Origin of the sequence: Nonomuraea maritima (assembly GCF_900100395.1) — a bacterium.
Lineage (GTDB): Bacteria > Actinomycetota > Actinomycetes > Streptosporangiales > Streptosporangiaceae > Nonomuraea > Nonomuraea maritima.
This window is the reverse complement of the sequence record NZ_FNFB01000009.1, coordinates 132329-158769: the sequence shown is the minus strand read 5'-3', so window position 1 is coordinate 158769 and position 26441 is coordinate 132329. Positions and strand designations below refer to the sequence as shown.

26 protein-coding genes are annotated in these 26441 nt (G+C 72.8%); 12 read left to right on the top strand and 14 right to left on the bottom strand.

What is annotated here, in order from left to right:
- Positions 1–12: 12 nt before the first annotated feature.
- The 4 genes from BLR04_RS17685 (at position 13) to manA (ending at position 4578) form a co-directional block, all read left to right on the top strand.
- A complete protein-coding gene (locus tag BLR04_RS17685) occupies positions 13–957 on the top strand; it encodes a cucumopine synthase-related protein (RefSeq protein ID WP_090765967.1) in 945 nt (314 codons plus the stop codon).
- Complete coding sequence (locus BLR04_RS17680; protein WP_090765964.1) at positions 954–2042, top strand: NAD(P)/FAD-dependent oxidoreductase; 1089 nt, start codon at positions 954–956, stop codon at positions 2040–2042. The genes BLR04_RS17685 and BLR04_RS17680 overlap by 4 nt, the downstream gene beginning before the upstream one ends.
- 2 nt (positions 2043–2044) lie before the next feature.
- Entirely contained in the window at positions 2045–3274 is a 1230-nt protein-coding gene (locus BLR04_RS17675) for a cytochrome P450 family protein (RefSeq protein ID WP_176903140.1), read from the top strand.
- A gap of 101 nt (positions 3275–3375) precedes the next feature.
- Positions 3376–4578: a mannose-6-phosphate isomerase, class I gene (gene manA, locus BLR04_RS17670; protein ID WP_090765959.1), complete on the top strand. Its 1203-nt coding sequence runs from the start codon at positions 3376–3378 to the stop codon at positions 4576–4578.
- 271 nt (positions 4579–4849) lie between these two features.
- Here the strand turns inward: manA and BLR04_RS17665 are convergent, their stop codons facing one another.
- Entirely contained in the window at positions 4850–6538 is a 1689-nt protein-coding gene (locus tag BLR04_RS17665) for an FAD-dependent oxidoreductase (RefSeq protein WP_090765956.1), read from the bottom strand.
- 89 nt (positions 6539–6627) lie between these two features.
- On the opposite strand from BLR04_RS17665, the gene BLR04_RS17660 reads away from it, so the two are divergent.
- The 5 genes from BLR04_RS17660 (at position 6628) to BLR04_RS17640 (ending at position 9857) form a co-directional block, all read left to right on the top strand.
- The gene (locus BLR04_RS17660; protein WP_090765953.1) at positions 6628–7206 is read left to right on the top strand and encodes a helix-turn-helix domain-containing protein; all 579 of its coding nucleotides are present in this window, start codon (positions 6628–6630) and stop codon (positions 7204–7206) included.
- A 73-nt stretch (positions 7207–7279) separates the two neighbouring features.
- A complete protein-coding gene (locus BLR04_RS17655) occupies positions 7280–8068 on the top strand; it encodes an SDR family NAD(P)-dependent oxidoreductase (RefSeq protein WP_090765950.1) in 789 nt (262 codons plus the stop codon).
- A gap of 29 nt (positions 8069–8097) precedes the next feature.
- The gene (locus tag BLR04_RS17650) at positions 8098–8796 is read left to right on the top strand and encodes a PHP domain-containing protein (protein ID WP_090765947.1); all 699 of its coding nucleotides are present in this window, start codon (positions 8098–8100) and stop codon (positions 8794–8796) included.
- Positions 8797–9007: 211 nt separating this feature from the next.
- Positions 9008–9373: a hypothetical protein gene (locus tag BLR04_RS17645; RefSeq protein ID WP_090765944.1), complete on the top strand. Its 366-nt coding sequence runs from the start codon at positions 9008–9010 to the stop codon at positions 9371–9373.
- 148 nt (positions 9374–9521) lie between these two features.
- On the top strand, positions 9522–9857 hold the full coding sequence (locus BLR04_RS17640; RefSeq protein ID WP_143022079.1) for a hypothetical protein: 336 nt from the start codon (positions 9522–9524) through the stop codon (positions 9855–9857).
- Positions 9858–9861: 4 nt separating this feature from the next.
- On the opposite strand, the gene BLR04_RS17635 is transcribed toward BLR04_RS17640, so the two are convergent.
- The 9 genes from BLR04_RS17635 to BLR04_RS17595 all read right to left on the bottom strand — a co-directional run bounded on the left by BLR04_RS17635 (position 9862) and on the right by BLR04_RS17595 (position 18857).
- Entirely contained in the window at positions 9862–10896 is a 1035-nt protein-coding gene (locus BLR04_RS17635; protein WP_176903139.1) for a helix-turn-helix domain-containing protein, read from the bottom strand.
- A 159-nt stretch (positions 10897–11055) separates the two neighbouring features.
- Positions 11056–12654 (bottom strand): amidase, encoded by a 1599-nt coding sequence (locus tag BLR04_RS17630; protein ID WP_218129024.1) that lies wholly within the window; start codon positions 12652–12654, stop codon positions 11056–11058.
- Between the two features lie 65 nt (positions 12655–12719).
- The gene (gene pcaDC, locus BLR04_RS17625) at positions 12720–13820 is read right to left on the bottom strand and encodes a bifunctional 3-oxoadipate enol-lactonase/4-carboxymuconolactone decarboxylase PcaDC (RefSeq protein ID WP_090765932.1); all 1101 of its coding nucleotides are present in this window, start codon (positions 13818–13820) and stop codon (positions 12720–12722) included.
- Positions 13817–15079: a lyase family protein gene (locus BLR04_RS17620; RefSeq protein WP_090765930.1), complete on the bottom strand. Its 1263-nt coding sequence runs from the start codon at positions 15077–15079 to the stop codon at positions 13817–13819. The genes pcaDC and BLR04_RS17620 overlap by 4 nt, the downstream gene beginning before the upstream one ends.
- Complete coding sequence (pcaG, locus tag BLR04_RS17615) at positions 15066–15590, bottom strand: protocatechuate 3,4-dioxygenase subunit alpha (RefSeq protein ID WP_090765927.1); 525 nt, start codon at positions 15588–15590, stop codon at positions 15066–15068. The genes BLR04_RS17620 and pcaG overlap by 14 nt, the downstream gene beginning before the upstream one ends.
- Complete coding sequence (gene pcaH, locus BLR04_RS17610; protein WP_090765923.1) at positions 15587–16333, bottom strand: protocatechuate 3,4-dioxygenase subunit beta; 747 nt, start codon at positions 16331–16333, stop codon at positions 15587–15589. The genes pcaG and pcaH overlap by 4 nt, the downstream gene beginning before the upstream one ends.
- Before the next feature lie 3 nt (positions 16334–16336).
- Positions 16337–17485: a thiolase family protein gene (locus BLR04_RS17605; RefSeq protein WP_090765921.1), complete on the bottom strand. Its 1149-nt coding sequence runs from the start codon at positions 17483–17485 to the stop codon at positions 16337–16339.
- Positions 17482–18111: a CoA transferase subunit B gene (locus BLR04_RS17600; protein ID WP_090765918.1), complete on the bottom strand. Its 630-nt coding sequence runs from the start codon at positions 18109–18111 to the stop codon at positions 17482–17484. The genes BLR04_RS17605 and BLR04_RS17600 overlap by 4 nt, the downstream gene beginning before the upstream one ends.
- Entirely contained in the window at positions 18108–18857 is a 750-nt protein-coding gene (locus BLR04_RS17595) for a CoA transferase subunit A (RefSeq protein WP_090765915.1), read from the bottom strand. Before BLR04_RS17595 ends, BLR04_RS17600 begins: the two co-directional genes overlap by 4 nt.
- Before the next feature lie 172 nt (positions 18858–19029).
- On the opposite strand from BLR04_RS17595, the gene BLR04_RS42590 reads away from it, so the two are divergent.
- Positions 19030–20538 carry an IclR family transcriptional regulator domain-containing protein gene (locus BLR04_RS42590; RefSeq protein ID WP_090765910.1) on the top strand — a complete coding sequence of 503 codons (1509 nt, stop codon included), beginning with the start codon at positions 19030–19032 and terminating at the stop codon, positions 20536–20538.
- A gap of 1 nt (position 20539) precedes the next feature.
- Here the strand turns inward: BLR04_RS42590 and BLR04_RS17585 are convergent, their stop codons facing one another.
- From BLR04_RS17585 to BLR04_RS41790, 4 genes are all read right to left on the bottom strand, one after another.
- Positions 20540–21235: a TetR/AcrR family transcriptional regulator gene (locus BLR04_RS17585; RefSeq protein ID WP_090765909.1), complete on the bottom strand. Its 696-nt coding sequence runs from the start codon at positions 21233–21235 to the stop codon at positions 20540–20542.
- A 1-nt stretch (position 21236) separates the two neighbouring features.
- A complete protein-coding gene (locus tag BLR04_RS17580; RefSeq protein ID WP_090765907.1) occupies positions 21237–22625 on the bottom strand; it encodes an amino acid permease in 1389 nt (462 codons plus the stop codon).
- Positions 22626–22687: 62 nt separating this feature from the next.
- Positions 22688–24229, bottom strand: coding sequence for an AMP-binding protein (locus tag BLR04_RS17575; RefSeq protein ID WP_090765905.1), 1542 nt, complete (start codon positions 24227–24229; stop codon positions 22688–22690).
- Between the two features lie 149 nt (positions 24230–24378).
- Entirely contained in the window at positions 24379–25041 is a 663-nt protein-coding gene (locus BLR04_RS41790; RefSeq protein WP_245740309.1) for a fasciclin domain-containing protein, read from the bottom strand.
- A gap of 496 nt (positions 25042–25537) precedes the next feature.
- Here BLR04_RS41790 and BLR04_RS17565 point away from each other — a divergent pair, with 496 nt between their 5' ends.
- A complete protein-coding gene (locus tag BLR04_RS17565) occupies positions 25538–25990 on the top strand; it encodes a group II truncated hemoglobin (RefSeq protein WP_090765903.1) in 453 nt (150 codons plus the stop codon).
- On the top strand, positions 25987–26439 hold the full coding sequence (locus BLR04_RS17560) for a hypothetical protein (RefSeq protein WP_090765901.1): 453 nt from the start codon (positions 25987–25989) through the stop codon (positions 26437–26439). The genes BLR04_RS17565 and BLR04_RS17560 overlap by 4 nt, the downstream gene beginning before the upstream one ends.
- The last annotated feature ends 2 nt before the right edge of the window (positions 26440–26441 follow it).

The following is a 26441-nucleotide window of genomic DNA, read 5'->3' as shown; positions in this document are numbered from 1 at the left end:
GAGTGACGTACTGTGAACGAATCCAAGCGTGTGGAAATAGCCTGGCCCGGCCTCGACATCACCGTCCGGGCAGACCTCGACCAGCGGAACGCGGCCCTGGCCCAGTGCCTGTGGGACGCGCTGCCCTACCGCAGCTTGCAGGGCCACGCCCTGGTCGCGGGGTACCACCTGTACCACCTGGCCCCATCCCATTCGCTCCTCTACACATCCGCCGAGTACCGCGTGGACCGGCGGACCGTTCCCGACGGGACCCTGTTCTGCTCCCGTCTGCAGCACCTCGGCATCAAGTACGGCGAGCTCACCGAGCCCATGATGGCCACCCCCATCGGCCAGGTACTCGAAGAGGACCTGCCCGCGCTCGTCCGGGCCGGCCGCGAGGTGTGGGACTCGGTCTACACCACCAAGAAGCCGGTCGTCGCCGAGGTTCGCCGCGCGGGCGAACCGTCCGGCCACCGGGTGCCCCGGCTGCCGATCAGCGACCCCCTGCTCAACGAGCTCGTCGGCGAGGTGCACGCCGAGACCGAGCGCATCTGGCTCGACCCGCCACAGGAACTCGTCGACCTGCACCAGGGCCGCATCCGTTCGGGTGCCGGCAGCTACGAGACCGTCCTCACCACTCTGCTGTTCGTGAACGGCGAGACCCGGCCGCTCGGCTACAGCTGTTACGGCGGCCTGGTCAGGGCCGCGCTCGACGGCATGCCGATGCCGTGGCTGCGGCAGATGACCCGGCAGCTCGCCCACACGCCCGCCGAGTTCCTCGGCTACTGCGGGCTCGACACGCTCTGGGGCTTCACCCAGCGGCTGCTGGACGGTCTGGACCGGATCGACAGCCAGGAGGACTACATCTCCGTCATGGCGCACATGGCGCTCTACTGCAACTGCCTGGGCGGGTGGAACCTGCACCTGTTCCCCTGGGAGGCGGGCGACCACCTACGCAGAGAGACGGTCCCCGTATGAGCGGGAAACGGGTGGTGGTGATCGGCGGCGGCGTGATCGGGCTGTCGGTCGCCTACCACCTGGCCGAGGCCGGGGTCGAGGTGACGCTGCTGGAACGCGGCTCGCTCGGCTCCGGCGCCTCCCGGGCCACCGCCGACGTGGTGCGCTCCTACTTCGCGAACAACGCGATCAGCTCGGCACTGGGCGTGCGCAGCCTCGACGCCTACCGGGCCTTCCCGGCCCGGCCGGGCGTGGACCTGCCGCTGCGGCAGGTCGGCTACCTGGTCCTGTTCACCGAGCCGGCGCAGGTCACCGCCTTCGAGGCCGACCTGCCCGCCCAGCACGCCGCCGGCGTGGACGTCGGGCTGATCGAGGCGGAGGAGGCCAGAAAGCTCAACCCGCTCATCGGCGACATCCCGCTGCTGGCCGCCGCGTACTCACCGGACGCCTACATCTCCGACACCACGGCCATCGTGACCGCGTACGCGTGGGCGGCCGAGCGGGCCGGGGCTGTGCTGCGTACCGGGTGCCCGGTCACCGCCGTCGACCCGGAGGCGGGTCGCGTGCGGACCGCCGAGGGGGAGATCGGCGCGGACGCCGTCGTCTGCGCCGCCGGCGCCTGGTCGGGCTCGCTGCTGCGGTCCGCCGGGATCGACATCCCGCTCACCGAACCGATCGAGCAGGAACTGCTCACCACGGATCCGCTCGCACCCGGCACGCCGGACATCCCGGTCACCCTGCACGCCGCCAGCGGCCTGCTGGTACGGCTGCGCGGCGACCGGCTGCTCATCGGCATGGGTTATCCGGGCCCGGACCGCGAGTCGTGGCGCCGCGAGGTGGCGTCCCGGGTCGCCGAGGTCTACCCGTGCCTGGGCGGGGTGGGCCTGCACACCGCGGTCACCGGGCTGCGCGACGCGAGCCCCGACCGCACCGCCTTCATCGGCCACCGTCCCGGGCCGCCGGCCTTCCTGTACGCGACCGGTTTCTCCGGTCACGGCCTGTGCAACGCGCCGGCCGCCGGTGAGCTCGTCCGCGACCTCTACCTCGACCTGGACCCCGGCATGGACGTGACCGCGCTGGCGGTCAGCCCACGACGAACGGGATGACCATGACCGACGACAGCCGCTTCATCCTCGATCCGGCCACGAGCGACCTGCACGCCGACAACGACCGGTTGCGGCGGGCCGGTCCGCTCGTGCCCGTGACGGCGGAGGGCGTGCCGGTGTGGGCCGCCACCCGGTACGCCACGCTGCTGGCCGTACTGACACATCCGGACATGTCGCGAGACATCCGCTTCTGGGACGCGGCTGCACGTGCGGCCGCGCCGTCCGGGACCGCGATCGACCGCATCGTCACCGACACCTCGATGCTCAACGCCGAGGGCGAGGAGCACCGGCGGCTGCGCCAGCCGCTGACGGCCGCGTTCTCGCCGCGGCGGCTGAAGGCGCTGCGGCCGCGGATCGAGCAGCTCACCGCCGAGCTGATCGACCGGCTCGCCGGCTTCCCGCCCGACCAGCCGGTGGACATGCGGAAGGAGTTCGCCTATCCGCTGCCGCGCGACGTGATCTCGTACATGATCGGCATCCCGGACGCGCACCAGGAGCGGCTGCACGAGCTGACCGACGCGGTGGCGCAGATCGGCGGCGGTCCCGACGACTCGCCCGAGCTCCGTCACGACCTGCACGTGCTGCTCGGGCAGATCATCGAGGAGCGCCGCGGTACGCCCGGCGAGGACCTCATCACCGACCTGATCGAGCTGCGCGAGCGCGACGGCGGACGCCTGTCGAACGACGAGTTGTTCGCCACGATCGAGCTGCTGTTCATCGCCGGGCACGTGACCACGGTCAACCTGATCACGAACGCGATCGGCGCCCTGGTGAACGCGCCCGACCAGGTCAAGCTGCTGACCAGCGGGGAGTGCCCGTTCAGCGCGGCCGTCGAGGAGACGCTGCGCTGGGACTCGCCGATCGCCTACTTCCCGATGCGCTACGCCAGGCGCGACGTCGAGGTCGAGGGCGTCGCGCTGCGCGCGGGAGAGCCGGTGCTGGCCTGCTTCGCCTCGGCCGGGCGCGACCCGGAACAGTACGGGGAGAGCGCCCACGTCTACGACCTGACGCGGCAGCCGGTCAACCACCTGTCGTTCGGGCACGGGCCGCACTTCTGCCTCGGCGCGCCGCTGGCGCGGCTGGAGGCGGAGGTGGCGCTGTCGGCGCTGTTCGCGGCGTTCCCGCAGATCGCCCCGGCCGCCGCTCCTGAGGAGCTGGCCCCGCTGAACACCCTGCTCGGCAACAGCACCAGGACGATGCCCGTCCTGCTCGGCCCACGCGCGGGCCGTTAGCACCGACGAGCGGTGCCGGTCGGCGGCGGACCGAAGAACTGCCCGCCGCCGACCCGGGCCGGGCCCGATTACGCTCATCGGGCGATCGCGTTCTACGCTCCATGACGACGATTGGAGCCGACGCCGTGCCACACCCCGACCTCACCACCCCACTGCGACTGGTCACCGCGATCCGCCCCTACGACTGGGGCTCGGTCACCGCCCTGCCCGAGTTGTTCGGCACAGAGCCGACCGGCGAGCCCCAGGCCGAGCTGTGGATGGGCGCCCACCCGGGCGCGCCCTCGCTCGCCGGGGGCGTCCCGCTGAACGAGCTCATCGCCCGCGAGCCCGCCGCGACCCTCGGCGAGCGCACCGCGGGCCGCTTCGGCGCCGCCCTCCCCTACCTGCTCAAGGTGCTCGCCATCGAGCGTCCGCTCTCCCTCCAGGTCCACCCCACCACCGAGCAGGCCCGCGCCGGGTACGCCGCAGAGGAGGCCCGCGGCATCCCGCTCGACGCCTTCGCCCGCACCTACAAGGACGCCTCGCACAAGCCCGAGATGGTGTGCGCGGTCACGCCGTTCCACGGGCTGTGCGGCTTCCGCGACCCGGCCGCCACGGCCGGCCTGCTCGACGGCCTCGGCCTGCCGGGGCTGCGGCCGTGGATCGACACGCTGCGCACCGCGCCGCCCGACCAGGCGCTGCGCGAGGTGTTCGCCGCCATGCTCGACGACGCCGCGCGGCCCCTGCGCGCCGAGGTCGAGCGGGCGCTGCTCGACGTGCGTGAGGGCGAGCTGGTCGCGTACGGCGACATCGCCCGCGCCTACCCCGGCGACGCGGGGATCGCCGCCGCGCTGCTGCTCAACCACGTCAGCCTGCGTCCGGGCGAGGCCCTCTACCTCGGCGCCGGGGTCCCGCACGCCTACCTCGGCGGCATCGGCGTGGAGATCATGGCCAACTCCGACAACGTGCTGCGCTGCGGGCTCACGTCCAAGCACGTGGACGTGGCGGAGCTGATGCGGGTGGTCGGCTTCACGCCGTCCGAGCCGCACCTGGTGGAGCCGTCGCACGACGTCCCCGGCGCGTACGACTACCGGCCGCCGGTGGCCGAGTTCGCGCTGACGCGCTACGAGCTGACGGACGACGAGACGTACGCGCTGCCCGCGGGCGTTCCGCAGATCGTCCTGTGTCTCGACGGCGAGGCGCGGCTCGGCGACGAGCCGGCGCTGCGGCCGGGGCAGTCGGCGTTCGTCCCGGCAGGGGCCGCTCCGGTGCCGCTCACCGGGAAGGGGACGCTCTACCGCGCCCAGCCGGGCGACGTCGGGTGACCCCCCGGGCGTGACCGGCGTCCGACCGGTCACGCCCGCCGCGTGGTCCGCGGGGACGTTTCGACCGGGGGTTGAGCGTCCTGTTCCTACGCTCGGGGCTCATGACGATCGACCATGAGACCTCCGCCCCCTCCGGCATCGACCACGTGGTCAGCCACCTGATCGGCGGAGGTAAGAGGTGGCTGCCCCGAGAACCGCCACCTGACCGCTCGCCGGTGGAGGTGAGGGGTGGCAATCCCGCGGTCCGGCACCTGACCGCTCGCCGGTGGGGTCAGGGGTGGCGGCGGAGTTCGAGGATGTTGTCCTTGCGGTGGCCGAGGTCGCCGTTCGCCGTCTCGGGGGTGCGTTCGTACTCCTCGCAGCGGAGTACGTCCCACTCGTTCATGGGCAGGTCGAGGGAGGCCAGCACCTCGTGCGGCGTGGGGAGGAGCGTTGCCGGGTGCCCGTGGCCGTGCCCGTGTTCTTCTGGCCGGCCGGCCACATGGCCGACGATCAGCAGGACTCCCCCTGGCGCGACGGCCGCGGCGGCGTTGCGCAGGATCTTCTCGCGCGGCATGTCGCCCCAGGAGTGCAGGAAGAACGCGGAGACGAGGTCGTAGGCGCCCTCGGGGAACGAGGCTCCGAGGTCGTGCTGCTGCCAGTCGACGCGGTCGGCCAGGCCCGCCTCGGCCGCTCGCGCGGCGGCCCGTTCGAGGGCGACGTTCGAGATGTCGGCGGCGGTGACCCGCCATCCGCGGCCCGCCAGCCACATCGCGTCACCTCCCTCCCCTGACCCCAGGTCCAGGGCGCGACCGGGTGGCAGGTCGGCGACCTCGCGGACGAGCATGGGGTTCGGCCTGCCGCTCCAGATCCACCCGCTCTCCCGATAACGGGCATCCCACGCTTCCGCCTCCGAAACCGGATCCTCCGCCTCGGGCACCGGTCCCTCCTCCGACCGCTCGGCAGCGCGCCCCTTCTCCGGCGCTTCGGAGGAGGGGCGTCCCTCCTCAAGCCGTTCGTGAGCGCGTGCCGCGCGGAGAGCGGCTACGGCGGCGGCCGTTTCCTGGGCGATGAGGTCGCCGTTGATGGCGGCCGCCGCGCGGACGCCCGCCGCCGCGGCGCCGATGACCTGCTCCTGGACGTCCGTGACGTTGCCTGCCGCGTACACGCCCGGCACGCTCGTCGCACCCATCGGGCCCGTGGCGACGCGCGCGCCGATCGCCTGGCCGCCCATCTCCTGCTCGGAGACCTCCAGCCCCAGCCCGAACAGCGGCTGGGTGCGGGCGGTCAGCCGGGACGCGACGACCAGCGCCCGGCGCGGGATCTCGCGGCCGTCCGCCAGCCGCACGCCGCGCAGGCGGTCGTCCGCCAGCGTCAGCCCGGCCACCTCGCCCTCCACCACGGTGACGCCCCGAGCCGCGAGCTGCTCGCGCGCCTCCTCGCCCGGCTCGGGCGCGGTGTGCAGGAACAACGTCACGTCGTCGCTCCATTGCCGCCACATCAGCGCCTGGTGCACGGCCTGCGGCCCCACCGCCAGCACCCCGATCGGCTGGTCGCGCACCTCCCAACCATGGCAGTACGGGCAGTGCAGCACGTCCACGCCCCAGAGCTCGCGCAGCCCCGGCACGTCGGGCAGCTCGTCCACCAGGCCCGTGGCCACCAGCAGCCGATCGGCCTCGTAGGCCGCGCCGTCCTGGAGGGTGACGCGGAAGCGTCCGCCGTCGAGCCGCTCGGCCGCCGCGACGACGCCGGGCACGAAGGCGGCGCCGTACGCGGCAGCCTCGGCGCGCCCGATCTCCAGCAGTTCCTTCGGCGGCCTGCCCTCGCTGGTCAGGAAGTTGTGCACGCCGTCCGCCGGCGCGTTGCGCGGCGAACCGGCATCGATCACCAGCACCTTGCGGCGCGCCCGCCCGAGCGTGAGCGCTCCGCTCAGCCCGGCGGCCCCGCCCCCGATCACGATCACCTCGTACGTAGCGTTCATGTCGCCACCCCTTTCGTCCGGAAGCGCCACTGTCGCCGCCGAGGGGTCGATGTGCCAAACACGGTTGCCGGAATGGCAAACTTCTCGGTGTGGAACTGGACGAGATCATCCAGGCGGTGGGCCCCCGGTTGCGGGCGTTGCGCCAGGAGCGGGGCACGACGCTGGCGCAGCTCTCGGCGAGCACCGGCATCTCGGTGAGCACGCTGTCGCGGCTGGAGTCGGGGCAGCGCAAGCCGACGCTGGAGCTGCTGCTCCTGCTGGCCGGGGCGTACCAGATCCAGCTCGACGTGCTGATCGACGCGCCCGTGACCGGAGACCCACGGGTGCACATGCGGCCGGTCGAGCGTTTCGGCATGACGTACATCCCGCTGAGTCGCCGGCCGGGCGGGCTCCAGGCGTTCAAGCAGATCTTCCCGCCGCGCTGGCCGGGCTTCGAGCCGGAGCGGCGCGTCCACGAGGGCTACGAGTGGCTGTACGTGCTGTCCGGGACGCTGCGGCTGCTGCTCGGCCCGCACGACGTGGTCCTCACGGCCGGCGAGGCGGCGGAGTTCGACACCCGGACGCCGCACGCCTTCGCCAATCCCGGCGACGAGCCCGCCGAGGTGCTGGCGCTGTTCGGCCCACAGGGCGAGCGCATGCACGTGCGGGCACGCCCCGCTGCCAAGTGATCGCTTGACAGCGCGCCGCCGTGACCTGATTTTAGAATCTAGTTCTAGTACGGTCACGCGAAGGAGAGGCACGATGCGGGCACTCGACGGAAAGGTCGCACTCGTCACCGGCGCCAGCAGGGGCATCGGCGCCGCCATCGCGGCGGAGTTCGCCGCGGCGGGCGCACGCGTCGCGGTGAGCGCGCGCACGGTGTCACCCGGCACCAGCCGGCTGCCCGGCACCCTCGAGGACACGGTCGCCGGCATCCGCGCCAAGGGCGGGACTGCGGAGATCGTCCAGGCCGACCTCGCCGTGCCGTCCGACCGTGAACGCCTGGTCGAGCAGGTGCGCGAGCGCCTCGGCGAGATCGACATCCTGGTCAACAACGCCGCCGTCACCTACTTCACGCCGGTGAGCGAGTTCACCGCCCGCCGCTACGCGCTGATGTTCGAGGTGCAGGTGACCGCGCCGACGCACCTCGCGCAACTGGTCATCCCCGGCATGCGGGAGCGCGGGCGGGGCTGGATACTCAACATCTCGTCCGTGGCCGCCCGCCACCCGACCCTTCCTCCTGGTCCGTTCGCGCGGCTGGGCGGCACCGTGTACGGCATGTGCAAGGCGGCGCTCGAACGCCTGACCACCGGCCTGGCGGCCGAGCTGTACGCCGACGGCATCGCGGTCAACTCGCTCGCCCCGACCCAGGTGGTGCCCACGCCCGGCACGCTGTTCCACCGGCTCACCAGCGAGGACGACCCGAACGCCGAGCCGCCGGAGGTGATGGCCGCCGCGGCGCTCGCGCTGTGCCAGGCCCCGCCGAGCGAGCTGTCCGGCCGCATCGCCTACTCCCAGGAACTCCTGGCCGAACTCGGGCTCCCCCGCTGACCGGCGAATCCCCGTACAACGCGATCTCCGTGCCGGCGCCGGTCATGGCGGGCCGGGTGCGCGTCGACTGTCACCTGCACACCGTCGACTCCGGCGACTCCGTCATGACGCTCGACCAGCTGGCCGAGCGCGTGGCCGCCCTCCGGATCGACGTCGTGTGCGTCACCGACCACAACCACCTGGCGGGCACCGCGGAGGAGCTGTCCCGCGCGGTCGGCGTGCGCGTGGTGCCGGGCGAGGAGATCCGCACCGGCTCCGGTGAGCTGATCGGGCTGTTCCTCACCGAGCGGGTGCCGTACGTGCTGCCCGCCGCGCGGGCGGTCGAGCGCGTCCGGGCGCAGGGCGGCATCGTGTGCGCGCCGCACCCGTACGATCCGCACCGCTTCGGCGCGGGCGCCCGCCTCGACGCGATGTGCGCCGCCGGGATGATCGACGCGGTCGAGGTCTTCAACGCCAAGACCGCCGACGAGGAGCACAACCGGGCCGCGCTGCGCACCGCGCGGGCCTGGGGGCTGCCGGGCACGGTCGGGTCGGACGCGCACGACGCCGACGGAGTGGGGGCCGCGTATCTGGAGATGCCGGACTTCGACGGCCCCGCGTCCTTTCTGAACGCCCTGCACGAGGCGGAGTGGTACGGCGAGTACCGGCCGCACGCCCGCCGCTACCAGCGTCGTCCGCAGCGCTCCGGCCTTCAGGCCGGGGGTGAAGCGGACCGTCCCGCGTCCTGACCGGGGCCGAAGCGGGGGTTTGGATCTCCCGCGGCGCCTCGGCGGCAAAGAGGGTGGTTCCGAGTCGGCACCGGAGGCTGACCTGCACCCGGCGCCCGGCGGGGCATGCTGAAGAGATCGGGGAAAGGTGCATGACGCAGGAGCCATGACGTGAGGCGCGGCCTCACGGCCACGCCCGTCCCGGGTATCGTCCGGGCATCGAGGGGCCGAGATGTTCACACGTTCCGTCACCGCACTCGCACTGGCCATGACCGTCGCCGCGGGGTTCTCGACAGACGCGCGGGCCGTGCCCCACGACCGGGCAGAGTTCGCCTGCGGGAAGGCGCCGAAGGGGGCGCGGGTCACCGTCCACATGACGCACCCGAGCCTCGCGCACAACCGCGCGGCGGCGTGCACCGTCGCCATGGACGTGGCCGACGCCTACGCGCGCAACGCCCCCGCGCCGCAGGGCGACCTGCCCTACTTCCTCGTCCAGGTCGGCGGCACCGGCTGGTCGTGCTCCCGGGTCGAGCAGGCGACCGTCCCGCACGGCGAGTGCGTCCACCCTCCCGGCGACAAGGTGAAGGTCTACGACTGAGGCCGTGGCGACGTGGCGCTCAGGCCAAGTACCTGTCGCTGGAACACAAGGCGCTCCGCACGTGGGCACCGGACGATCGTGACAACCGTGGTTCTCGCTCCCATGTGAGCCGCAGGGATTTCGTCACTTTCGCGTCGAAGGGGTTCACGTGCTCAAGGCACCCGTGAAGAAGATCGCGACACTTGCCACCGCTCTTGTCGTGGCGACGACACTGACCACGACCGCCGCAGGCTCGGCGCAGGCGGCGGCGGGTCCGTGCTGGAGTTACACGTTCGTCGACTGGGGGATCTCCACCGCCGGCTCGCAGTGCCCGTCGGGCACCTTCGGCTGGAGCCATCGTGTGGTCGCCACGTTCGCCAAGGACGGACAGCTCAACAAGACGTTGCGCGGCCCGTGGAAGGGAGGCACCTCCAAGTCCTACGTCAGCGCGGGACTCGGCTGGCAGGTCATATCCCACCATGTCGAACAAAGCGGCGATAACTGATCGCTCAAGGGTCGCGTCGGCCCTCCGGGGCGTGGGAGCCGGGAGGGATGCCCGGCCCCTTCGGCGGGCGCGCTTCGAGCCTGCTGCGCCGGTACTCGGTGGGGGTGCATCCGTGGACGGCGCGGAACGCGTGGGAGAAGGCGGCGGCGTCGGCGAACCCCCAGCGGGCCGCGACGGCGTGGATGGGGCGTCCCGAGCAGGCCGGATCGGCGAGGTCACGCCGGCACTTCTCCAGTCGCTGCTCGCGGATGAGCCGGGCGACGGTGGTCTCCTCGTCACGGAACAGCCGGTGCAGGGTGCGGACGGAGATGTTGTGGGCGGCGGCGACCGACGCCGGCGAGAGCTCCGGATCACTCAGATGCCGCTGGATGAACGCGCGTACGGCCAGCACCAGGGTGCGCTCCCGCGATTCGGGCGGCACCACGGCCTCGGCTTCCAGATGGTGAGCCGTCAAGGCGGTGAACAGGTCGACCAGCACCGTGCCCAGCCGGGGCGCGTCGGCCGGGCGGTGCAGTCCTGCGTCCTCGCGCAGCCGGACGAGGAGGTGGGCGGCCAGGGCGCCGATGCCCTCACGTCCCGACAACCGGGTCGCCACCAGCCGCTTCATCGTGTCGTACGCGAACGGCACGGCCGCACGGGGGATCAGCGCGACCGTGGAGGCGGCCGTGCCCGCGCCGGCGTTCACCCAGCTCTCGTACGGGTCGGAGGTCGCGTACACGACGAGGTCACCCACCCCGAGCACGGTTTCCCTGCCGGACTGGCGGATGCGCTGGTGTCCCCGCACGTTGAGGGCGAGCGCGTACAGCTCAGGACCTGAGCGCCGGATCATGCGCGCGGTCCGCTGATTCCGCAAGGACGTGTACGACAGGCCGACCACCTGGGTGTCGCTCATGTCGCCCAGCCGCATCGACGCCTGGAACTCCTCGGCACGGTCGACGTCCACCAGGTTGGGGGTCAGCGAGTGCGAGACGACCTCCTTCCAGGCCCCCAGCCGCTCCCCCACCGGCAGATCCTGTGTGTCGAAGACCTTCTGCAGCATGCGCTCCTCACCGATCCGACGACCGTTCCCGCCCAGGGCACGCGCTGTTCCCCGGGCAGGCGGCACATCAACGGTGATGCGCATTCGGGCGGTCGTCAATGCCCGTAGATCGACAGTTCCCGGCCCGGCCAGGAGGCCGAGCCAGGAAGGTGCGTGAACTCAGGGAAGCGTGCGGAGGTACTGCGGGGGCTTGCGGGCCTTGGTGGCCTGTTCGAAGGCGAATCCGAGCGCGATCAGGGTGGGTTCGGAGAAGCGGAGGCCGAAGAAGGTGACGCCGAGCGGCAGGACGTTCTGTGCGAATCCACCGGGGACGGTGATCGCCGGGTATCCGGAGACGGCCGGCGGCGCCGACGAGGAGACGAATCCGCTGAAGTCGTCACCCTTGACGAGGTCGGTGCGCCAGGCGGGGCCGTTCGTCGGCGCGAGCACCGCGTCGAGCCGGTTGTCGGCCACCACGGTGTCGATCGCCCGGCGGGCCAGCGAGGTCGCCTTCTCGCGCAGCGCCCGGTACTCGGGGTCGTCCAGGTCGCCGGTCGTGGCCTGGGCCTGCTCGAACAGCTCCTGCCCGAAGTGGCGCAGCTCGGTCGCGGCGTGCTTCTCGTTAAACGCGATCAGCTCGGCGAGGTCGCGCGGGTGCCGTCCTGGGGTCGCGGCGAGGTAGGCGTTCAGGTCGTGCTTGAACTCGGTCAGCAGGGCCGTGAACTCCGCCTCGCCGGCCTCGTCCATGCCCTCCATGGTCACGCCGTCGACGACGGTCGCGCCCTTCGCCCGCAGCGTGGCGACGGCGGCGTCCAGGGTGGCGAGCACGTCGCGGTCGTCGCCCGCGGCCGCGCGCCAGACGCCGATGCGCTTGCCCTTCAGCGCCTTCGCGTCGAGGGCCTTGAGGTAGTCGCGGTCGCCGCCCGGCACTGTGGCCGGGTCGCGCGGGTCGGCTCCCTGGATGGCGGCGAGCACGGCGGCGGCGTCGGTGACGTTCCTGGTGATCGGGCCCGCGGTGTCCTGCTGGGCCGAGATCGGCACCACGCCGGCCCGGCTGACGAGGCCGATCGTGGGCTTGATGCCGACGACGCCGTTGAGGCCCGACGGACAGACGATCGAGCCGTCGGTCTCCGTGCCGATGGTGACCGCGGCCAGGGTCGCCGCGGCCGCGACCGCGGAGCCGCTGCTGGAACCGCAGGGGTTGCGGTCGAGCACGTACGGGTTGTTGGTCTGGCCGCCGACCGCGCTCCACCCGCTGGAGGACGGGCTGGAACGGAAGTTCGCCCACTCCGACAGGTTGGCCTTGCCGAGGATCACGGCGCCGGCGGCGCGCAGCCGTTCGACGAGGAACGCCTCGCGGGACGGGCGGGCGCCGAGCAGCGCCTCGGAACCGGCGGTGGTGCGCAGCGGTCCGAGCGTGTCGATGTTGTCCTTGAGCAGGACGGGGATGCCCTCCAGAGGGCCTCCGGCGCCGTGCCGCCGGCGCCTGTCGCTGCGTTCGGCCTCCTTGAGCGCCTCGGGGTTGGTCTGGATGACCGAGTTCAGCTTCCGGTCCACCGTACGGATGCGGTCGAGGTAGAACCGGGTCAGCTCCACCGCGTCGAACCGTCCCCTGTTCATGGCGTGCTGCAGGTCGAGGACGGTGGCGCGGTCGAGGTCCACGCCGCGTAATGAGGTGTCGGAGGGGTGCTTGCTGTCAGCTCGGGCGGAGGTCGTCACGGTCAGTCCTGCGGTGAGGGCGACGACCGCCAGCCATCGCGCGGGGTTCATGGGCTTCATGGGTCACGAGCGTAACCACAATATTTTCTACTGAAAATATCTTGATATATACGGCGATCTGGTCATCAGGGGGTCTCGTCCGCGGTTTCGGCGAGGACGCGCTGCGCGACGGCGAACGCCGCGTTCGCGGCCGGGACCCCGCAGTAGACGGCGCTCTGCAGCAACACCTCGCCGATCTCGTCCGGGGTGAGCCCGTTGCGCAGCGCGGCCCGTACGTGCATCGCCAGCTCGTCGAGGTGCCCGCGCGCGACGAGCGCCGTGAGCGTGATGCAGCTGCGGGTACGCCGGTCGAGGCCGGGACGCGTCCAGATCTCGCCCCACGCGTACCGGGTGATGAAGTCCTGGAAGTCCTGGGTGAAGGCGGTGGTGCGGGCGGCGGCGCGGTCCACATGGGCGTCGCCGAGCACCTCGCGCCGCACCTGCATGCCGGGCACGGCGGGCAGGTGCGCGAGCAGCGCCGCGGTGACGCGCTCGGGACGGTCGGCCGGCGCGAGGTGGGCGGCGCAGGGGATCTCGACGAGGGTGGCGTCCGGGATGCCGTCGGCCAGTTCCCTGGCGTGCGCGGGCGGCGTCGCCGGGTCCTCGCGCCCGGCCATGACGAGCGTCGGCACGGTGATGGACGCGAGCTCGCCGCGCAGGTCGTAGCGGGCCAGGGCGTCGCAGCAGGCGGCGTACGAGCCGGGGTCGGCTGCGGCCAGGTCGTCCAGCAGCTCCTGACGCGGCGGCCCGGCGAACCAGCGGCCCGCGCTCGGCTTCAGCAGCGGCCCGGTCCCCTCGGCTCGGACCAGCTCGGCCCGCTCCCGCCAGGCTTCCGGGTCGCCGAACCGGGCGGAGGAGCACACCATGGCCAGGGACCGCACCCGCCCGGCGTGGCGGGCGGCCAGCGTGGCGCCGATCGCGCCGCCGATCGAGACGCCCGCGTAGTGGAAGCTGTCCATGCTCTCGGCGGCGGCGGCCTGCAGTACGAGGGCGGCCAGGTCGTCCAGGGTCGCGAACGGGTGCGCGGGTGAGTCGCCGTGGCCGGGCAGGTCGTACCTGAGCACCCTGAAGGTGCGGGCGAGCGCGGGTATCTGCGCGTCCCACAGCCGGGTGGAGGTGCCGAGCGACGGTCCGAGGACGAGCGGCTGACCCTGCTCGGGGCCGTCGAGCCGGTAGTTCAAAGTCACGGATGTGCCTCGTTCGCGGTGTTCAGGGCCCGGTCCACGAGGGCGGGAGCGGGGCCGGGGTCTCCAGGGACGGTGAGGTTGGCGCGCATGCGCTCCGGGTGCACGCGCAGGTCGGCGACGAGCTCGGCGGCGTCCCTGGCGGCGCCGGCCACCAGGCGCAGCGCCTCGCGCAGCGGCTGCCATTCGGCGTGCCAGGCGCCGGGCGGCCGCTCGTCCTCGGCGGCCAGGCCGGCGTACAGGGTCGCGGCGAGCGGGGGCACCTGGCGGGCGGCCGCCGCGATCATCGTGGCCCTGACGGGGTTGTGCTTGTGCGGCATGGACGACGATCCGCCGCCGACGCCCTCGGACAGCTCGCCGACCTCGGTGCGCGACAGGACGAGCACGTCGGCCGCCGCCTTGCCGAGCGCCCCGGCGGTGAACGCCAGCGCCCCAGCGAGGTCGGCGACGGGCGTCCGCAGCACGTGCCACGGCAGCCCCGGCTCGGCCAGCCCCAGCTCGGTGGCGAACACCCCCGGCAACCGCAGCGCCACGTCAACACCGCCGCCCCCGACTGCGGCTCCGGTCGGGGCTGGGGTTGTGGTGGGAGAGAAAGGAGCTTCGGCTGCGGCTTGGGCTGCGGCTTCGGCTTGGGCTTCGGCTTCGGCTGCGGCTTGGGCGAAGGCGGCGAGGGTGCCCGCGGCGCCGCCGAGCTGGGCGGGCAGCGCCGCGCGGACGGCGGTGAGGCGGGTGCGGGCGGCGATGGCCAACTCGCGCCAGCCTGCCGCCTTCAGCCCGAACGTGGTCGGTACGGCCTGCTGGGTGAGTGTCCGCGCCGCCATCAGGGTGTCGCGGTGCTCGGCCGCCAGCGCGGCCAACCGGTCGGCCACCCAGGTGAGATCGTCCAGGACAGGGCCGAGCGCCCGCCGGGCGGTGAGCATCAGAGCGGTGTCGACGATGTCCTGGCTGGTCGCGCCCCGATGCACGTACGCGCCGTGCGGGCCGACGGCCGCGCGCAGGTCCTCCACCAGCGGGATCACCGGGTTGCCGCCCGAGCGGGCACGCTCCACCAGGCCGGGCAGGTCGAACGCCGCCGCGCGGGCGGCGGCCGTCACCGCCTCGGCCGCCGCGGCCGGCACCAGGCCGAGGGACGCCTGGGCGCGGGTGAGCGCGGCCTCGGCATCCAGCATGGCCTGGAGCACGGCGAGGTCCCCGGTGGCGGCGGCCGCCCCCCGCATGGGGGACAGCAGGCCCAGGTCGGCTCCGGGATCAGCCGAAGTCAAGGAAGACCGTCTCCTTCTCTCCCTGCAGGTGGATGTCGAAGCGGTGCACGCCCTGCCGCTCCTCGACCGCGACCAGCGTCTGCCGCCGCTCGGCGGGCAGCGCGTCCAGGAAGGCGTCCTGGCCGAAGTAGATGCGGGTGTAGAGGTGGTGGAGCAGACCGCGGGCGAACACGCACACGCTGATGTACCCGTTTCCCGGACGCACCGTGCGCAGCGTCCAGTGGCCGTCGGCATCGGTGGCGACGCGGCCGAAGCCGGTGAAGTCGACGCCGTGCCGGCCGATGACCGCGCCGGTGACCGGGTCGCGCCGCAGCGAGCCGGGCCGTCCGCGCAGGTCGCCGTGCTCGTCGGCCTGCCAGAACTCCAGCAGCGCGTCGGGCACCGGGGCACCGGCGCCGTCGTGCACGTACCCGTGGACGGTGATGCCGCCGAGCGCGATGTCACCGCCGCCGGGGAACGGCAGCGCGTACCCGTAGAAGGGTCCGACCGTCTGCGAGGGCGTGGGGTTCAACGGCCTTCCTCCATCCAGGTCGCGGCCGGGCCGTCGAGGACGATGTCCCACCGGTAGCCGAGCGACCATTCCGGCTGCGACAGGTCGTGCCGGTACGTGGCGACGAGCCGCTGCCGGGCGCTGTCGTCGGTGACCGACTGCAGGATCGGGTCGTACGGGAACAGCGGGTCGCCCGGGAAGTACATCTGGGACACCAGGCGCTGGGTGAACGCCGTCCCGAAGAACGAGAAGTGGATGTGCGCCGGACGCCAGGCGTTGCGGTGGTTGCGCCACGGGTAGGCGCCGGGCTTGATCGTGGTGAAGCGGTACCAGCCGTCGTCGTCGGTCAGGCAGCGGCCGACGCCGGTGAAGTTGGGGTCGAGCGGCGCGGGGTGGTCGTCGCGCTGGTGCAGGTAGCGTCCTGAGGCGTTGGCCTGCCAGACCTCCACGAGCTGGCCGCGTACGGGCCTGCCGTCGCGGTCGAGGACGCGGCCGGTCACGGTGATCCGCTCGCCGAGCGGCTCGCCGAGGTGCTGCCGGGTGAGGTCGTTGTCGAGCGCGGTCACGTCGGTCGCGCCGAAGACGGGGCCGGCGAGCTCGGCCGCCTCGGGGTCCTTGATCGACACGAGCGGCTGCAGGGGGTGGCGCAGCAGGGTGCTGCGGTAGGGGGCGTAGTCGCGGGAGGGGTGCCCGGAGCCGCCCGCGCCGGAGCCGGCCAGCTCGGCGATCTCCCGGTCGATGTCGTCCTGCCTGAGTTCGGACATGCTCTACCTTTCCAGTACGACGGCCAGCCCCTGGCCGACGCCGATGCACAGGGACGCGACGCCGGTGCCGGAGCCCGCCGCGGCCAGGCGGTGCGCCACCGCGCCGGTGACGCGGGCGCCCGAGGCGCCGAGCGGGTGGCCGATCGCGATCGCACCGCCGTCGGGGTTGACGATGCCGGGGTCGAGGTCCGGCAGCTCGGCCAGGCAGCCGAGCACCTGGGCTGCGAACGCCTCGTTCAGCTCGGCGGTGGTGAGGTCGCCGAAGCTCTTGCCGGCCTTGGCCAGCGCCCGGTTGACGGCCTCGACCGGCCCGAGCCCGTAGTAGCGCGGTTCGAGCGCGCTGACGCCGCTCGCGACGATGCGGGCGAGCGGCTCGCGCCCGCGCAGCCCGGCCTCGTCGGTGAGCAGCAGCGCCGCGGCGCCGTCGTTCAGCGGGGAGGAGTTGCCCGCGGTGACGGTGCCGCCGTCCTTGCGGAAGGCGGGCTTCAGCTTGGCCAGCGCCTCCAGCGAGGTGTCGTGCCGGATGCCCTCGTCGCGGGTGACCCCCTCGATGGGGACGATCTCCCGCGTGAGGTCGGCCTTGGCCGCCTTCTGGTGGCTGGCCAGCGCGTACGCGTCCTGCTCTGCGCGGGTGACGCCGTGCTTGTCGGCGATGAGTTCGGCGCCCTCGCCGAGCGCCACGGTGTGCTCGGCGGGCATTCTCGGGTTGACCAGCCGCCAGCCGAGCGTGGTGGAGACGAGCTCCTGGCCGCCGGCGGGGAAGGCCCGTTCGGGCTTGGGCAGCACCCAGGGGGCGCGGGTCATCGACTCGACGCCGCCCGCGATGACCGTGGAGGCGTCGCCGACGGCGATGGCGCGGTAGGCCTGGATGACGGCTTCCATGCCGGAGCCGCACAGCCGGTTCACCGTCGCGCCCGGCGTGGTCACGGGCAGTCCGGCGAGCAGCGTGGCCATGCGGGCGACGTTGCGGTTCTCCTCGCCGGCGCCGTTGGCGTTGCCGAGGAGCACCTCGTCGGCGCCGTCGAGGTCGTTGCGCTCCACCAGGGCCGCGATGACGTGCGCGGCCAGGTCGTCGGGGCGGATGCCCGACAGCGCGCCGCCGTAACGGCCGAACGGCGTGCGCACGGCGTCGACGATGTAGACGTCCTTCACACGATCACCTCCGCGTCGGTACGGTCGCGCAGCTCCTGCGCGCTCACTCCTGGCGCGCACTCCACCAGCGCCAGCCCCTGCTCGGTGACGTCGAGGACGCCGAGGTCGGTGATGATGCGGTGGACGCACTCCTTGCCGGTCAACGGCACCGTGCACTCCTTGACGATCTTCGGTGAGCCGTCCTTGGCGGTGTGCTCGGTGATGACGATGACCTTGCGGGCGCCGTGGACGAGGTCCATGGCGCCGCCCATGCCCTTGACCAGCTTGCCGGGCACCATCCAGTTGGCCAGGTCGCCACGGGCGGAGACCTGCATCGCGCCGAGGACGGCGACGTCGACGTGCCCGCCGCGGATCATGCCGAACGACGTCGAGGAGTCGAAGAACGACGCCCCCGGCCGCACGGTGACGGTCTCCTTGCCGGCGTTGATGAGGTCGGGGTCGATCTCGTCCGGCTCGGGGTAGGGGCCGACGCCGAGGATGCCGTTCTCGGAGTGCAGGACGACGTCCACGCCGGGCGGCAGGAACGACGGGATGCGGGTGGGCAGGCCGATGCCGAGGTTGACGTAGTCGCCGTCGCGCAGCTCGGCCGCCGCCCGCGCGACCATCTGGTCGCGGGTCCAGCTCATGAAGTGGTCCTCTTCTCGATCGACTTGTCCGCGGCCTGCTCGGGGGTGAGGACGAGGACGCGCTGCACGAACACGCCCGGCAGGTGGACCTCGTCGGGGTCGAGCTCGGTCAGCTCCTCGACCTCGGCGACCGTGACGCGGCCGGCCATGGCGGCGAGGGGGTTGAAGTTGCGGGCGGCCTTGTTGAAGACGAGGTTGCCGTACCGGTCGCCCTTGGCGGCCCGCACGAGGGCGAAGTCGGTGCGGATGGCGTGCTCCAGAACGTACGTCCGGCCGTCGAACTCGCGGACCTCCTTCGGCGGCGAGGCGACAGCGACCGAGCCGTCGGGGTGGTGGCGCAGCGGCAGGCCGCCCTCGGCGACCGGGGTGCCGACGCCCGCGGGGGTGTAGAACGCGGGGATCCCGGCGCCGCCGGCGCGCAGCCGTTCGGCGAGGCTGCCCTGCGGGGTGAGCTCGACCTCCAGTTCGCCGGACAGGTACTGCCGGGCGAACTCCTTGTTGTCGCCGATGTAGGAGGCCGTGACGCGGGCGATCCGGCCGGCCGCCAGCAGGATGCCGAGGCCGCCGCCGTCGACGCCGCAGTTGTTGGAGACCACGCCGACGCCGGTGACGCCGCTGTCGTAGAGGGCCTGGATGAGGACGTTGGGGATGCCGCTCAGGCCGAAGCCGCCGACGGCGAACGACGCGCCGTCACGCACGCCTGCCAGCGCCTCCGCGGCTGTGGCGACCACCTTGTCTCTGGGCACGACGCTCCGTTCACCAGATGTGTTCGCTGAGCGAACTTAAGTTCATTTATTGTGGTGTTTCGAGTATGTGCAGAGGTGTCCGTCCTGTCAAAGCTTTCCGGCGCTGACGGGACGGGCGGAGGGGGCTCCGCGCAGGGGTGACCGTCCCGTCGGGGCGGACGAGGAGGGGTTGATGGAAGCGGCCGGGACTCTTGAGCGTGGCCTTGCCGTGCTGCGCGCGCTGGCCGCCGATCCCGCGCGGCCGGGGCGGGCGACCGACCTCGTCCGGGCGACCGGCCTGGCCCGCTCCACGGTCGACCGGGTGCTCGGCACGCTCGCCCACCTCGGCTACGCCCGGCTCGACGGCCGCGACGTGCGGCTCGCGCCGCGCCTCATGGAGGTGGGCGAGGCGTACCTGACCGGGAGCGGGCTGCGGGACGCGCTCGCGCCCCTCGCAGAACGGCTGGCCGAGGAGCTCGACGAGTCGGTGTCGCTGGCGGTGCCCGACGGCGACGGGGTGCGCTTCGTCGTGCAGGTCACCCGGCGGCGCACGATGTCGGTCAGCTTCCGGGTCGGCGACCTGCTGCCCGCCGGCCGCTGCGCGGCGGGCCTCGCGCTGCTCGACCCCGCCTCCCCGTACGCGCTGGACGACCAGCTCATCGAGCCGGGCCTGATCGCGGTGGCGGCGCCCGTACGCGGGCCGGACGGGCAGGCGGCGTGCGCGCTCAGCGTCGTCAGCCACACCAGCAGGCACACCGCGGAGGGCCTGCGCGACCACTGCATGCCCGCGCTGCGGGAGGCGGTCGCCGCCATGGAGGCGGCGCTGGCCGCGGCGCCTGCCGACGAGCTTCCCGCGCCGGCCGCGGCGCCTGCCGGCGACCTTCCCTGGCCGGCCGGGGGTGACCCGGCGCGCGACGCGAAGCGGGAGCTCGGGATGGGGTTCCTCCAGTCGCTGGCCCGTGGCCTGGCCGTCCTCGTGGCGCTGGGGTCGGCGCGCCGCGGGCTCACCCTCGCCGGGTGCGCCCGCGCGACGGGCCTGCCCCGGGCGAGCGTGCGGCGCGCCGTGCATACTCTCGAACGCCTCGGCTACGCCGCCGACGACGGCACCCGGTTCACGCTGCTGCCGAGGGTGCTGGAGCTCGGCTACGCCCACCTGTCGGGGCTGCGCTTCGGTGAGATCGTCCAGCCGCACCTGAGCGACCTCACGGCGCGGGTGCGCGAGTCGGCGTCGGTCGCGGTGCTGTCCGGCGACGACGTGGTCTACGTCGCGCGGGTGCAGACGGTGAGCCTCATGAGCATCGACATCACGGTCGGCACCCGGCTGCCCGCGTACGCGACCTCGATGGGGCGGGTGCTGCTGGCCGGGCAGCCGCAGGAGCGGCTCGCCGCGATCGTGCCGCGGCGCCTGTCGCCGCGCACCGTCACCTCGCGCGAGGAGCTGGCGGCGCTGGTGCGCCTGGCCGCCGCCGACGGGTACGCCGTGGTCGACGAGGAGCTGGAGGAGGGCGTACGGTCGATCGCCGTGCCGATCCGCGACCGCGCCGGACGTACCGTGGCCGCCGTGAACGTCGCCACGCACGCCGGCCGGGCGGGTCTCGACGACCTCCTTCACGACGTCCTGCCCGCGCTGCGCGAGACCGCCGCCCGGATGGAGGCCGACCTGGCCTTCGCCCGCGTGGCGGCCGACCCGCACGGCCGCTGAGTCATCGCCGGTGCCGGGAGGGAGCGCTGGACAGGCCCTCCCTGGCGTGGTCGAGCTCGCTCATCAGCACTTCCTTGGCGGCCCGCAGGTCGGCGCCGCGCGGCGGGGTCAGGCCGCGGTCGAGCAGGTCGGCCAGCGCCTCCAGCAGCTCCGCCACGGAGGGCCCGCCCGTGGCGGCGCCGCGACCGGCCGCGAGCCTGCGCAGCAGCGCGGGGGTGAGCGCGTCGAGGATGAACGCCACGGCCCGCACGTCCACGTTCCTGCGCACCGCGCCCGCCTCGCGCATCGCGCGCAGGAAGCCGAGGGTGCCGAGGCACTCGGTGTCGCGTTCGAAGAGGTTGCCCGGCCTGCGCAGGTACTTGCCGAACACCTCGGCGTCGCGCGCGACGATCGCCGCGGCCAGCGGGAGCTCCTCCAGCGCGTGCACCATCGCGCGGTAGACGCCGGCCGCGCTGCCGCCCCGCGGGTCGGCCGCGACGTGGTCGCGCCAGGCCTCGGTGTACGCGTCCAGCTCGCGCACCATGACCGCCTCGACCAGCTCGTCCTTGGAGGAGAAGATCAGGTAGACCAGCCCCCGGTGCAGCGCCACCGCATCGGCCACGTCGCCCATGGTCAGCTTGTTGTAGCCGAGCCTGAGCAGCAGCTCCGCCGCCGCGTCGAGGATCGCCTGCTCGCGTTCCTGCTCGTTGACGTGCATCTCAGTTCAGCGCGGAGTGACGCCTGCTGTAGGCGAAGTAGACGACGAGCCCGATCGCGAACCACACGGCGAAGCGCAGCCACGTCAGCGGGTCGAGGAACGTGATGAGCCAGATCGAGAAGAGCACCCCGATGGCCGGCACCACCGGCATCCCCGGCGTGCGGAAGGTGCGCGGCAGCTCGGGCCTGCGGTAGCGGAGCACGATCACCGCCACGCAGACCACCACGAACGCCAGCAGGATGCCGATGTTGGTGAGCTCGGCCGCCTCGCGGATGGGCAGGAAACCGGCGATCACCGCGGAGCCGGCGCCGACGATCCAGGTGACCCGCGACGGCACCCGGCGCACCGGGTGCAGGCGGGCGAACCAGGCGGGCAGCAGCCCGTCGCGGCTCATCGAGAACCACACGCGGGTGACGCCGAGCATGAACGTGAACATGACGGTGAGGATGCCGATGATCGCGCCCACGGCGATCAACGAGGCCAGCCCCGACAGCCCGACCGAGGCGAACGCGGACGAGAAGCCGCTCTCGGGGTCGATGTCGCGGTAGTTCTGCATGCCGGTCAGCACGAGCGTGGCCAGCACGTACAGGATCATCGAGATGACCAGCGAGTAGACGATCGCCCGCGGCATGTGCCGCTGGGCGTCACGCGACTCCTCGGCCGCGGTGCTCATGGCGTCGTAGCCGAAGACCGCGAAGAACACGGTGGCCGCGCCGGTGATCGCGCCACTGACCCCGAACGGGAAGAACGGCGTGTAGTTGGCGGTGTTGATGTGGAAGAAGCCCACCACGACGACCAGCAGCACGACGGCGACCTTGATGCCCACCACGAACGTCTCGAACCGGGCGGCCGCCCGGATGCCGAGGTTCAGCAGGTACGCGATCAGCAGGCACAGCAGCGCGGCGAACAGGTCGACCACGTGCCCCTCGCCGGTGCCAGGGGCGCCGAGCATCCACGGCGGCAGCGTGAGGCCCAGGTTCTGGACGAGGAAGCCGAAGTAGCCGGAGATGCCGATGGCCACGACGGCGACGATCGCGGTGTACTCCAGCAGCAGGTCCCAGCCGATGAACCAGCCGACGATCTCGCCGAGGACCGCGTACCCGTAGGTGTAGGCGGAGCCCGCCTTCGGGATAAGCCCGGCGAACTCGGCGTAGGAGAAGGCGGCCGCGGCGCTCGCCACGCCGGCGATCAGGAACGACACGAGCACGGCCGGCCCGGCGGTCTGGTTGGCGACCGCGCCGGCCAGGGCGAAGATGCCGGCCCCGATGATGCCGCCGACGCCGATGGCGGTCAGCTGCCACAGCCCCAGCGTCCGGGCGAGCTCTCCTTCGTGCTCGGTGGCGATGAGTTCCACCGGTTTGCGCCTGAACACGCCCTTCGAAGCGACCATGACGCACCCCACCCCCGATCGTGCCCCGTGGGCGAACCTTCCCTGCTGGGCGGGGGCTATGCTCAGCGGCCGGCGCGGCCCCTGAGCACGTTCTTCTGCACCTTGCCGGTCGAGGTCTTCGGCAGCTCCCCGAAGATCACCGCCTTCGGGGCCTTGAAGTGCGCGAGCCGGTCGCGCACGTACGCGATCAGCTCGCTCTCGGTGACGTCCGCCGCGCCCGCGAGGGCCACGTACGCGACGGGCACCTCGCCCCAGTGCGCGTCGGGCCTGGCCACGACCGCGGCCTCCCGCACGGCGGGATGGCCGACGAGGACGTTCTCCACCTCGACGGAGGCGATGTTCTCGCCGCCGGAGATGATCACGTCCTTGGCGCGGTCGACGAGCTGCACGTAGCCGTCGGGGTGCAGCACCCCGAGGTCTCCGGTACGGAACCAGCCGTCGGGCGCGGCCAGCGCGGTGGCCTCCGGGTCGCGGTGGTAGCCGAGCATCACGTCGTTGCCGCGTAAGGCGATCTCGCCGACCGTGGCGGCGTCGGCGGGCACGTCGCGGCCGTCCTCGCCGACGACCCGCACGCGCTGCGCGACCACGTTGCCCACGCCCTGGCGGGCGGCCAGCGCCGCCAGCTCCTCGACGCCGAGGCCGCTCCACCCGGGCTGCGGCTGGTTGACGACCGCGGGCCCGTACGTCTCGGTGAGGCCGTACAGGTGGAGGACGTCGATGCCGGCCCGCATGGCCCGGCCGAGCAGCGCCGGGCTCGGCGGCGCGCCGCCCACGCAGGCGAGCAGCCGGGGCGACAGGGCGGCGGCGGGCGCGTCGGCGTGCGCCAGCAGCGAGGTGAGCACGGTCGGGGCGCCGCACAGGTGGGTGACGCGGTGCTCGCGGATCAGCCGCCACGACTCCCCCGGATCGACCTTGGGCAGGCACACGTGCCGCGCGCCGGCCAGCGTGACGGCCCAGGGGAAGCACCAGCCGTGGCAGTGGAACATCGGCAGGGTCCACAGGTAGCCGCTCGTGACGTCGAGCCTCGTGTGCAGCGCCATCGCCATGGCCTGGAGGTAGGCGCCGCGGTGGTGGTAGACGACGCCCTTGGGGCGGCCGGTGGTGCCGCTGGTGTAGTTGATCGACAGCGGGGCCAGCTCGTCCGCGACGGGGACGAGCTGCGGGTCGGCGGCGGCCACCAGCGTCTCGTACTCGGCGGCGGCGATCAGCCGCACCTTCCTGCCGCTGTCCGCGGCTGCGGCGCGGGCCAGGCCCGCGAACTCGTCGTCGTGCAGCAGGACGCTCGCCTCGGCGTGCCCGAGGATGTAGGCGAGCTCCGCGGCCGACAGCCGGACGTTCATCGGCACCATGACCGCGCCCGCCGCCGGGACGCCGAACGTCGCCTCCAGCAGCAGGTGCCCGTTGGCGGCCAGCAGCGCGACCTTGTCGCCCGGCCGCACGCCCTGTTCGGCGAGGGCGCCTGCCAGGCGCCGTACGCGCTCCCACAGGTCGGCGTAGGTGAGGGTGAGGTCGCCGTCCACGACCGCGACGCGCGGCCCGAACACGGCGGCGGAGCGTTCGAGGAAGCTCGTGGGAGTCAGCGGTTCGTACGACAGACCGGACATTCGACCCTCCTTGCGGGTGGACGCCCCGTGATCGTCGCACGGGAGCGGCCCCTCGTCGAAGGGTCCGTCCGGTTGTGGGGCCCGGCGGAGCGACGACCACCGCGGCCGGAGCCGGATGGTCGCGCTCTTCCGTCCAGGGCCGGGGCCCGTCACTTGGGCATCAGGACCTTGTCGACGATGTAGACGGTCGCGTTGCTCGTCGGCACGTCGCCACAGACGATCTTGGCGTCGTCGACGGTCAGGTCCTCGCCGGAGCCCTTCACGGTCAGATCGCCGCCCTGCAGCGTCTTCAGCGTGGCGCCCTCGAGCTCGGTCGGCGTCTTCTCACCCTCGACCACGTGGTGCTCGAGGGCCTTGGTCAGGACCTCCTTGTCGGCCATGACCTTCTCGCGCTCCTCCTTCGGGATCGCCTCGAACGCCTCGTTGCTGGGCGCGAAGACCGTGATGTCCTCGGCGGAGTTCAGCTTGTCCTCCAGACCGGCCTTCGTCACGGCCTCCGACAGCATGGACAGCTCGGGCACCTGGGACAGTGCGGTGCCGACCGGCTGTTCCTTGATTCCGGCCAGGTGGCTCTGGAGCGCGGAGCATCCCGGCCCGAACGGGCTCGCCGTGGTGTCGGGTGAGGCGGTCTCGTCGGGCGATGTGGTGTCCTCCGGTGCGGTGGTGTCCTCAGGCGCGGAGGTGTCCTCCGGCGCTGCGGTGTCCTCCGGCGCCGGCGAGCTCGCCGGCAGGTACCGGATGGAGGCGTCGGCGGTTCCGGTGGTGGTGCCGGCGGTCAGCGCCAACGCCGCCGCGAGAAGCACTTCTTTCACTGTGATCCCCCGATTTCGATGAGCTGCGGCGGACGAGCCGCTACAGCGCGTCCAGGAGCGTGGCGCATAGCCACGGTTCCTTGTCTTCAGTGTGAGCGGCCACGGAAAACACAGAAGTTATATTCCGCCCAAAATGGAACAAAAGCCGCATTTCACTACTTTTGCCAGCAAAGTGGAATGACTCCCACCTTCAGCGCAGAACCCGCCCACCGCCACCGCCACACCCACCCAGCACCCCTCTTTACACACCACCCCACCCCGACCTCACCCCCTGACAGGGGGCGCAGTACGGCCGCGCCACCACTCCCCGGACGGGACCAGAGGCGTTGGCGCACCGACTCACCCCCGACATGGACCAGGAAGCGAAACGGGGCGACGGGGCCAGGCCCGGTGCATGCCGACCCCACCCACACCACCGATGGGATCGGGGCGCAGGTCCGTGGGCGGGTGGTGTGACGGGGGGTGGGGTGGGGTGGGGGTGTGGGACAGTCGGGGGATGAGCCGTACTTCGATCTTCGAGGGTGCGGGTGGGGAGCCGGCGCTTCTGGCGCTGGCCGCGGCGCACCACCGTCGCTGCCTGCTCGATCCCGTGCTCAACCACCCGTTCTCCCGCGGCACGCGCCCCGACCACGTACGGCGGCTGGCCGCCTACTGGGCGGAGGTGTTCGGCGGCCCTGCCCGAGCCTCCGCCGAGGTCCCCCATTCCGCCATGCTCGCCCTGCACGCCGGCAACGGCATGGAGAGCGACATGGGCGAACGTTTCCTCGCCTGCTTCCTGGCGGCGATCGACGACGCCGGCCTGCCGGACGACCCCGAGCTGCGGCGGGCGCTGCGGGCGTACATGGAGTGGGCGATCGACGACGTCCTGTCCTACTCGCCGCCCGGCTCGGAGGTCCCGGCGGGCCTCCCGGTGCCGCGGTGGTCCTGGAACGGCCTGGAGGAGCGATGACGAGTCCCGAGGCGGGCACCGTGTTACGCAACGTCTTCCACGTGCCGGCCCCGCCGGAGGCGGTCCTCGCCCACCTGAGCGAGCCGTCCAGCTACGTCGGCCTGTCACCGCTCGTGGTGGCGGTCCGCGACGTGCGGCGCGAGCCCGCGGAGACGCGCTACTCCTGCGTGGAGCGCTTCCGCTTCCTGGGCCTGGTGACGTACGACAACCTCATCGACGTGACGCTGCGGCCCACCGCGAACGGCGTCGAGGGCGAGGTGCGCAGCCCCGGCGGCGTCTGGATGGACTACCGCTTCGCGCTGGCCGCCGCGCCCGGCGGCACCGAGGTCGAGGACGTCCTCGACGTCCACGCCACGTTCGGCCCCATCCTCCGGTACGCCGCCCGCAAGGCCCGCGAGGTGCAACTGGCCCGCGCCGAGGTCCTCGCCGCCCGCGCCCCCACCTGGTGAGG

Excerpts from the sequence above, each read along its gene's own strand:
- BLR04_RS17600 (WP_090765918.1), bottom strand. The coding sequence starts at position 18,111 with ATGAGCTGGACCCGCGACCAGATGGTCGCGCGGGCGGCGGCCGAGCTG.
- BLR04_RS17575 (WP_090765905.1), bottom strand. The coding sequence starts at position 24,229 with ATGTCCGGTCTGTCGTACGAACCGCTGACTCCCACGAGCTTCCTCGAA.
- BLR04_RS17565 (WP_090765903.1), top strand. The coding sequence starts at position 25,538 with ATGAGCCGTACTTCGATCTTCGAGGGTGCGGGTGGGGAGCCGGCGCTT.
- BLR04_RS42590 (WP_090765910.1), top strand. The coding sequence starts at position 19,030 with ATGGAAGCGGCCGGGACTCTTGAGCGTGGCCTTGCCGTGCTGCGCGCG.
- BLR04_RS17655 (WP_090765950.1), top strand. The coding sequence starts at position 7,280 with ATGCGGGCACTCGACGGAAAGGTCGCACTCGTCACCGGCGCCAGCAGG.
- pcaH (WP_090765923.1), bottom strand. The coding sequence starts at position 16,333 with ATGTCCGAACTCAGGCAGGACGACATCGACCGGGAGATCGCCGAGCTG.
- BLR04_RS17560 (WP_090765901.1), top strand. The coding sequence starts at position 25,987 with ATGACGAGTCCCGAGGCGGGCACCGTGTTACGCAACGTCTTCCACGTG.
- BLR04_RS17635 (WP_176903139.1), bottom strand. The coding sequence starts at position 10,896 with ATGCTGCAGAAGGTCTTCGACACACAGGATCTGCCGGTGGGGGAGCGG.
- BLR04_RS17645 (WP_090765944.1), top strand. The coding sequence starts at position 9,008 with ATGTTCACACGTTCCGTCACCGCACTCGCACTGGCCATGACCGTCGCC.
- BLR04_RS17675 (WP_176903140.1), top strand. The coding sequence starts at position 2,045 with ATGACCGACGACAGCCGCTTCATCCTCGATCCGGCCACGAGCGACCTG.
- BLR04_RS17665 (WP_090765956.1), bottom strand. The coding sequence starts at position 6,538 with ATGAACGCTACGTACGAGGTGATCGTGATCGGGGGCGGGGCCGCCGGG.
- manA (WP_090765959.1), top strand. The coding sequence starts at position 3,376 with ATGACGACGATTGGAGCCGACGCCGTGCCACACCCCGACCTCACCACC.
- BLR04_RS17630 (WP_218129024.1), bottom strand. The coding sequence starts at position 12,654 with ATGAAGCCCATGAACCCCGCGCGATGGCTGGCGGTCGTCGCCCTCACC.
- BLR04_RS17680 (WP_090765964.1), top strand. The coding sequence starts at position 954 with ATGAGCGGGAAACGGGTGGTGGTGATCGGCGGCGGCGTGATCGGGCTG.
- BLR04_RS17585 (WP_090765909.1), bottom strand. The coding sequence starts at position 21,235 with ATGCACGTCAACGAGCAGGAACGCGAGCAGGCGATCCTCGACGCGGCG.
- BLR04_RS17580 (WP_090765907.1), bottom strand. The coding sequence starts at position 22,625 with ATGGTCGCTTCGAAGGGCGTGTTCAGGCGCAAACCGGTGGAACTCATC.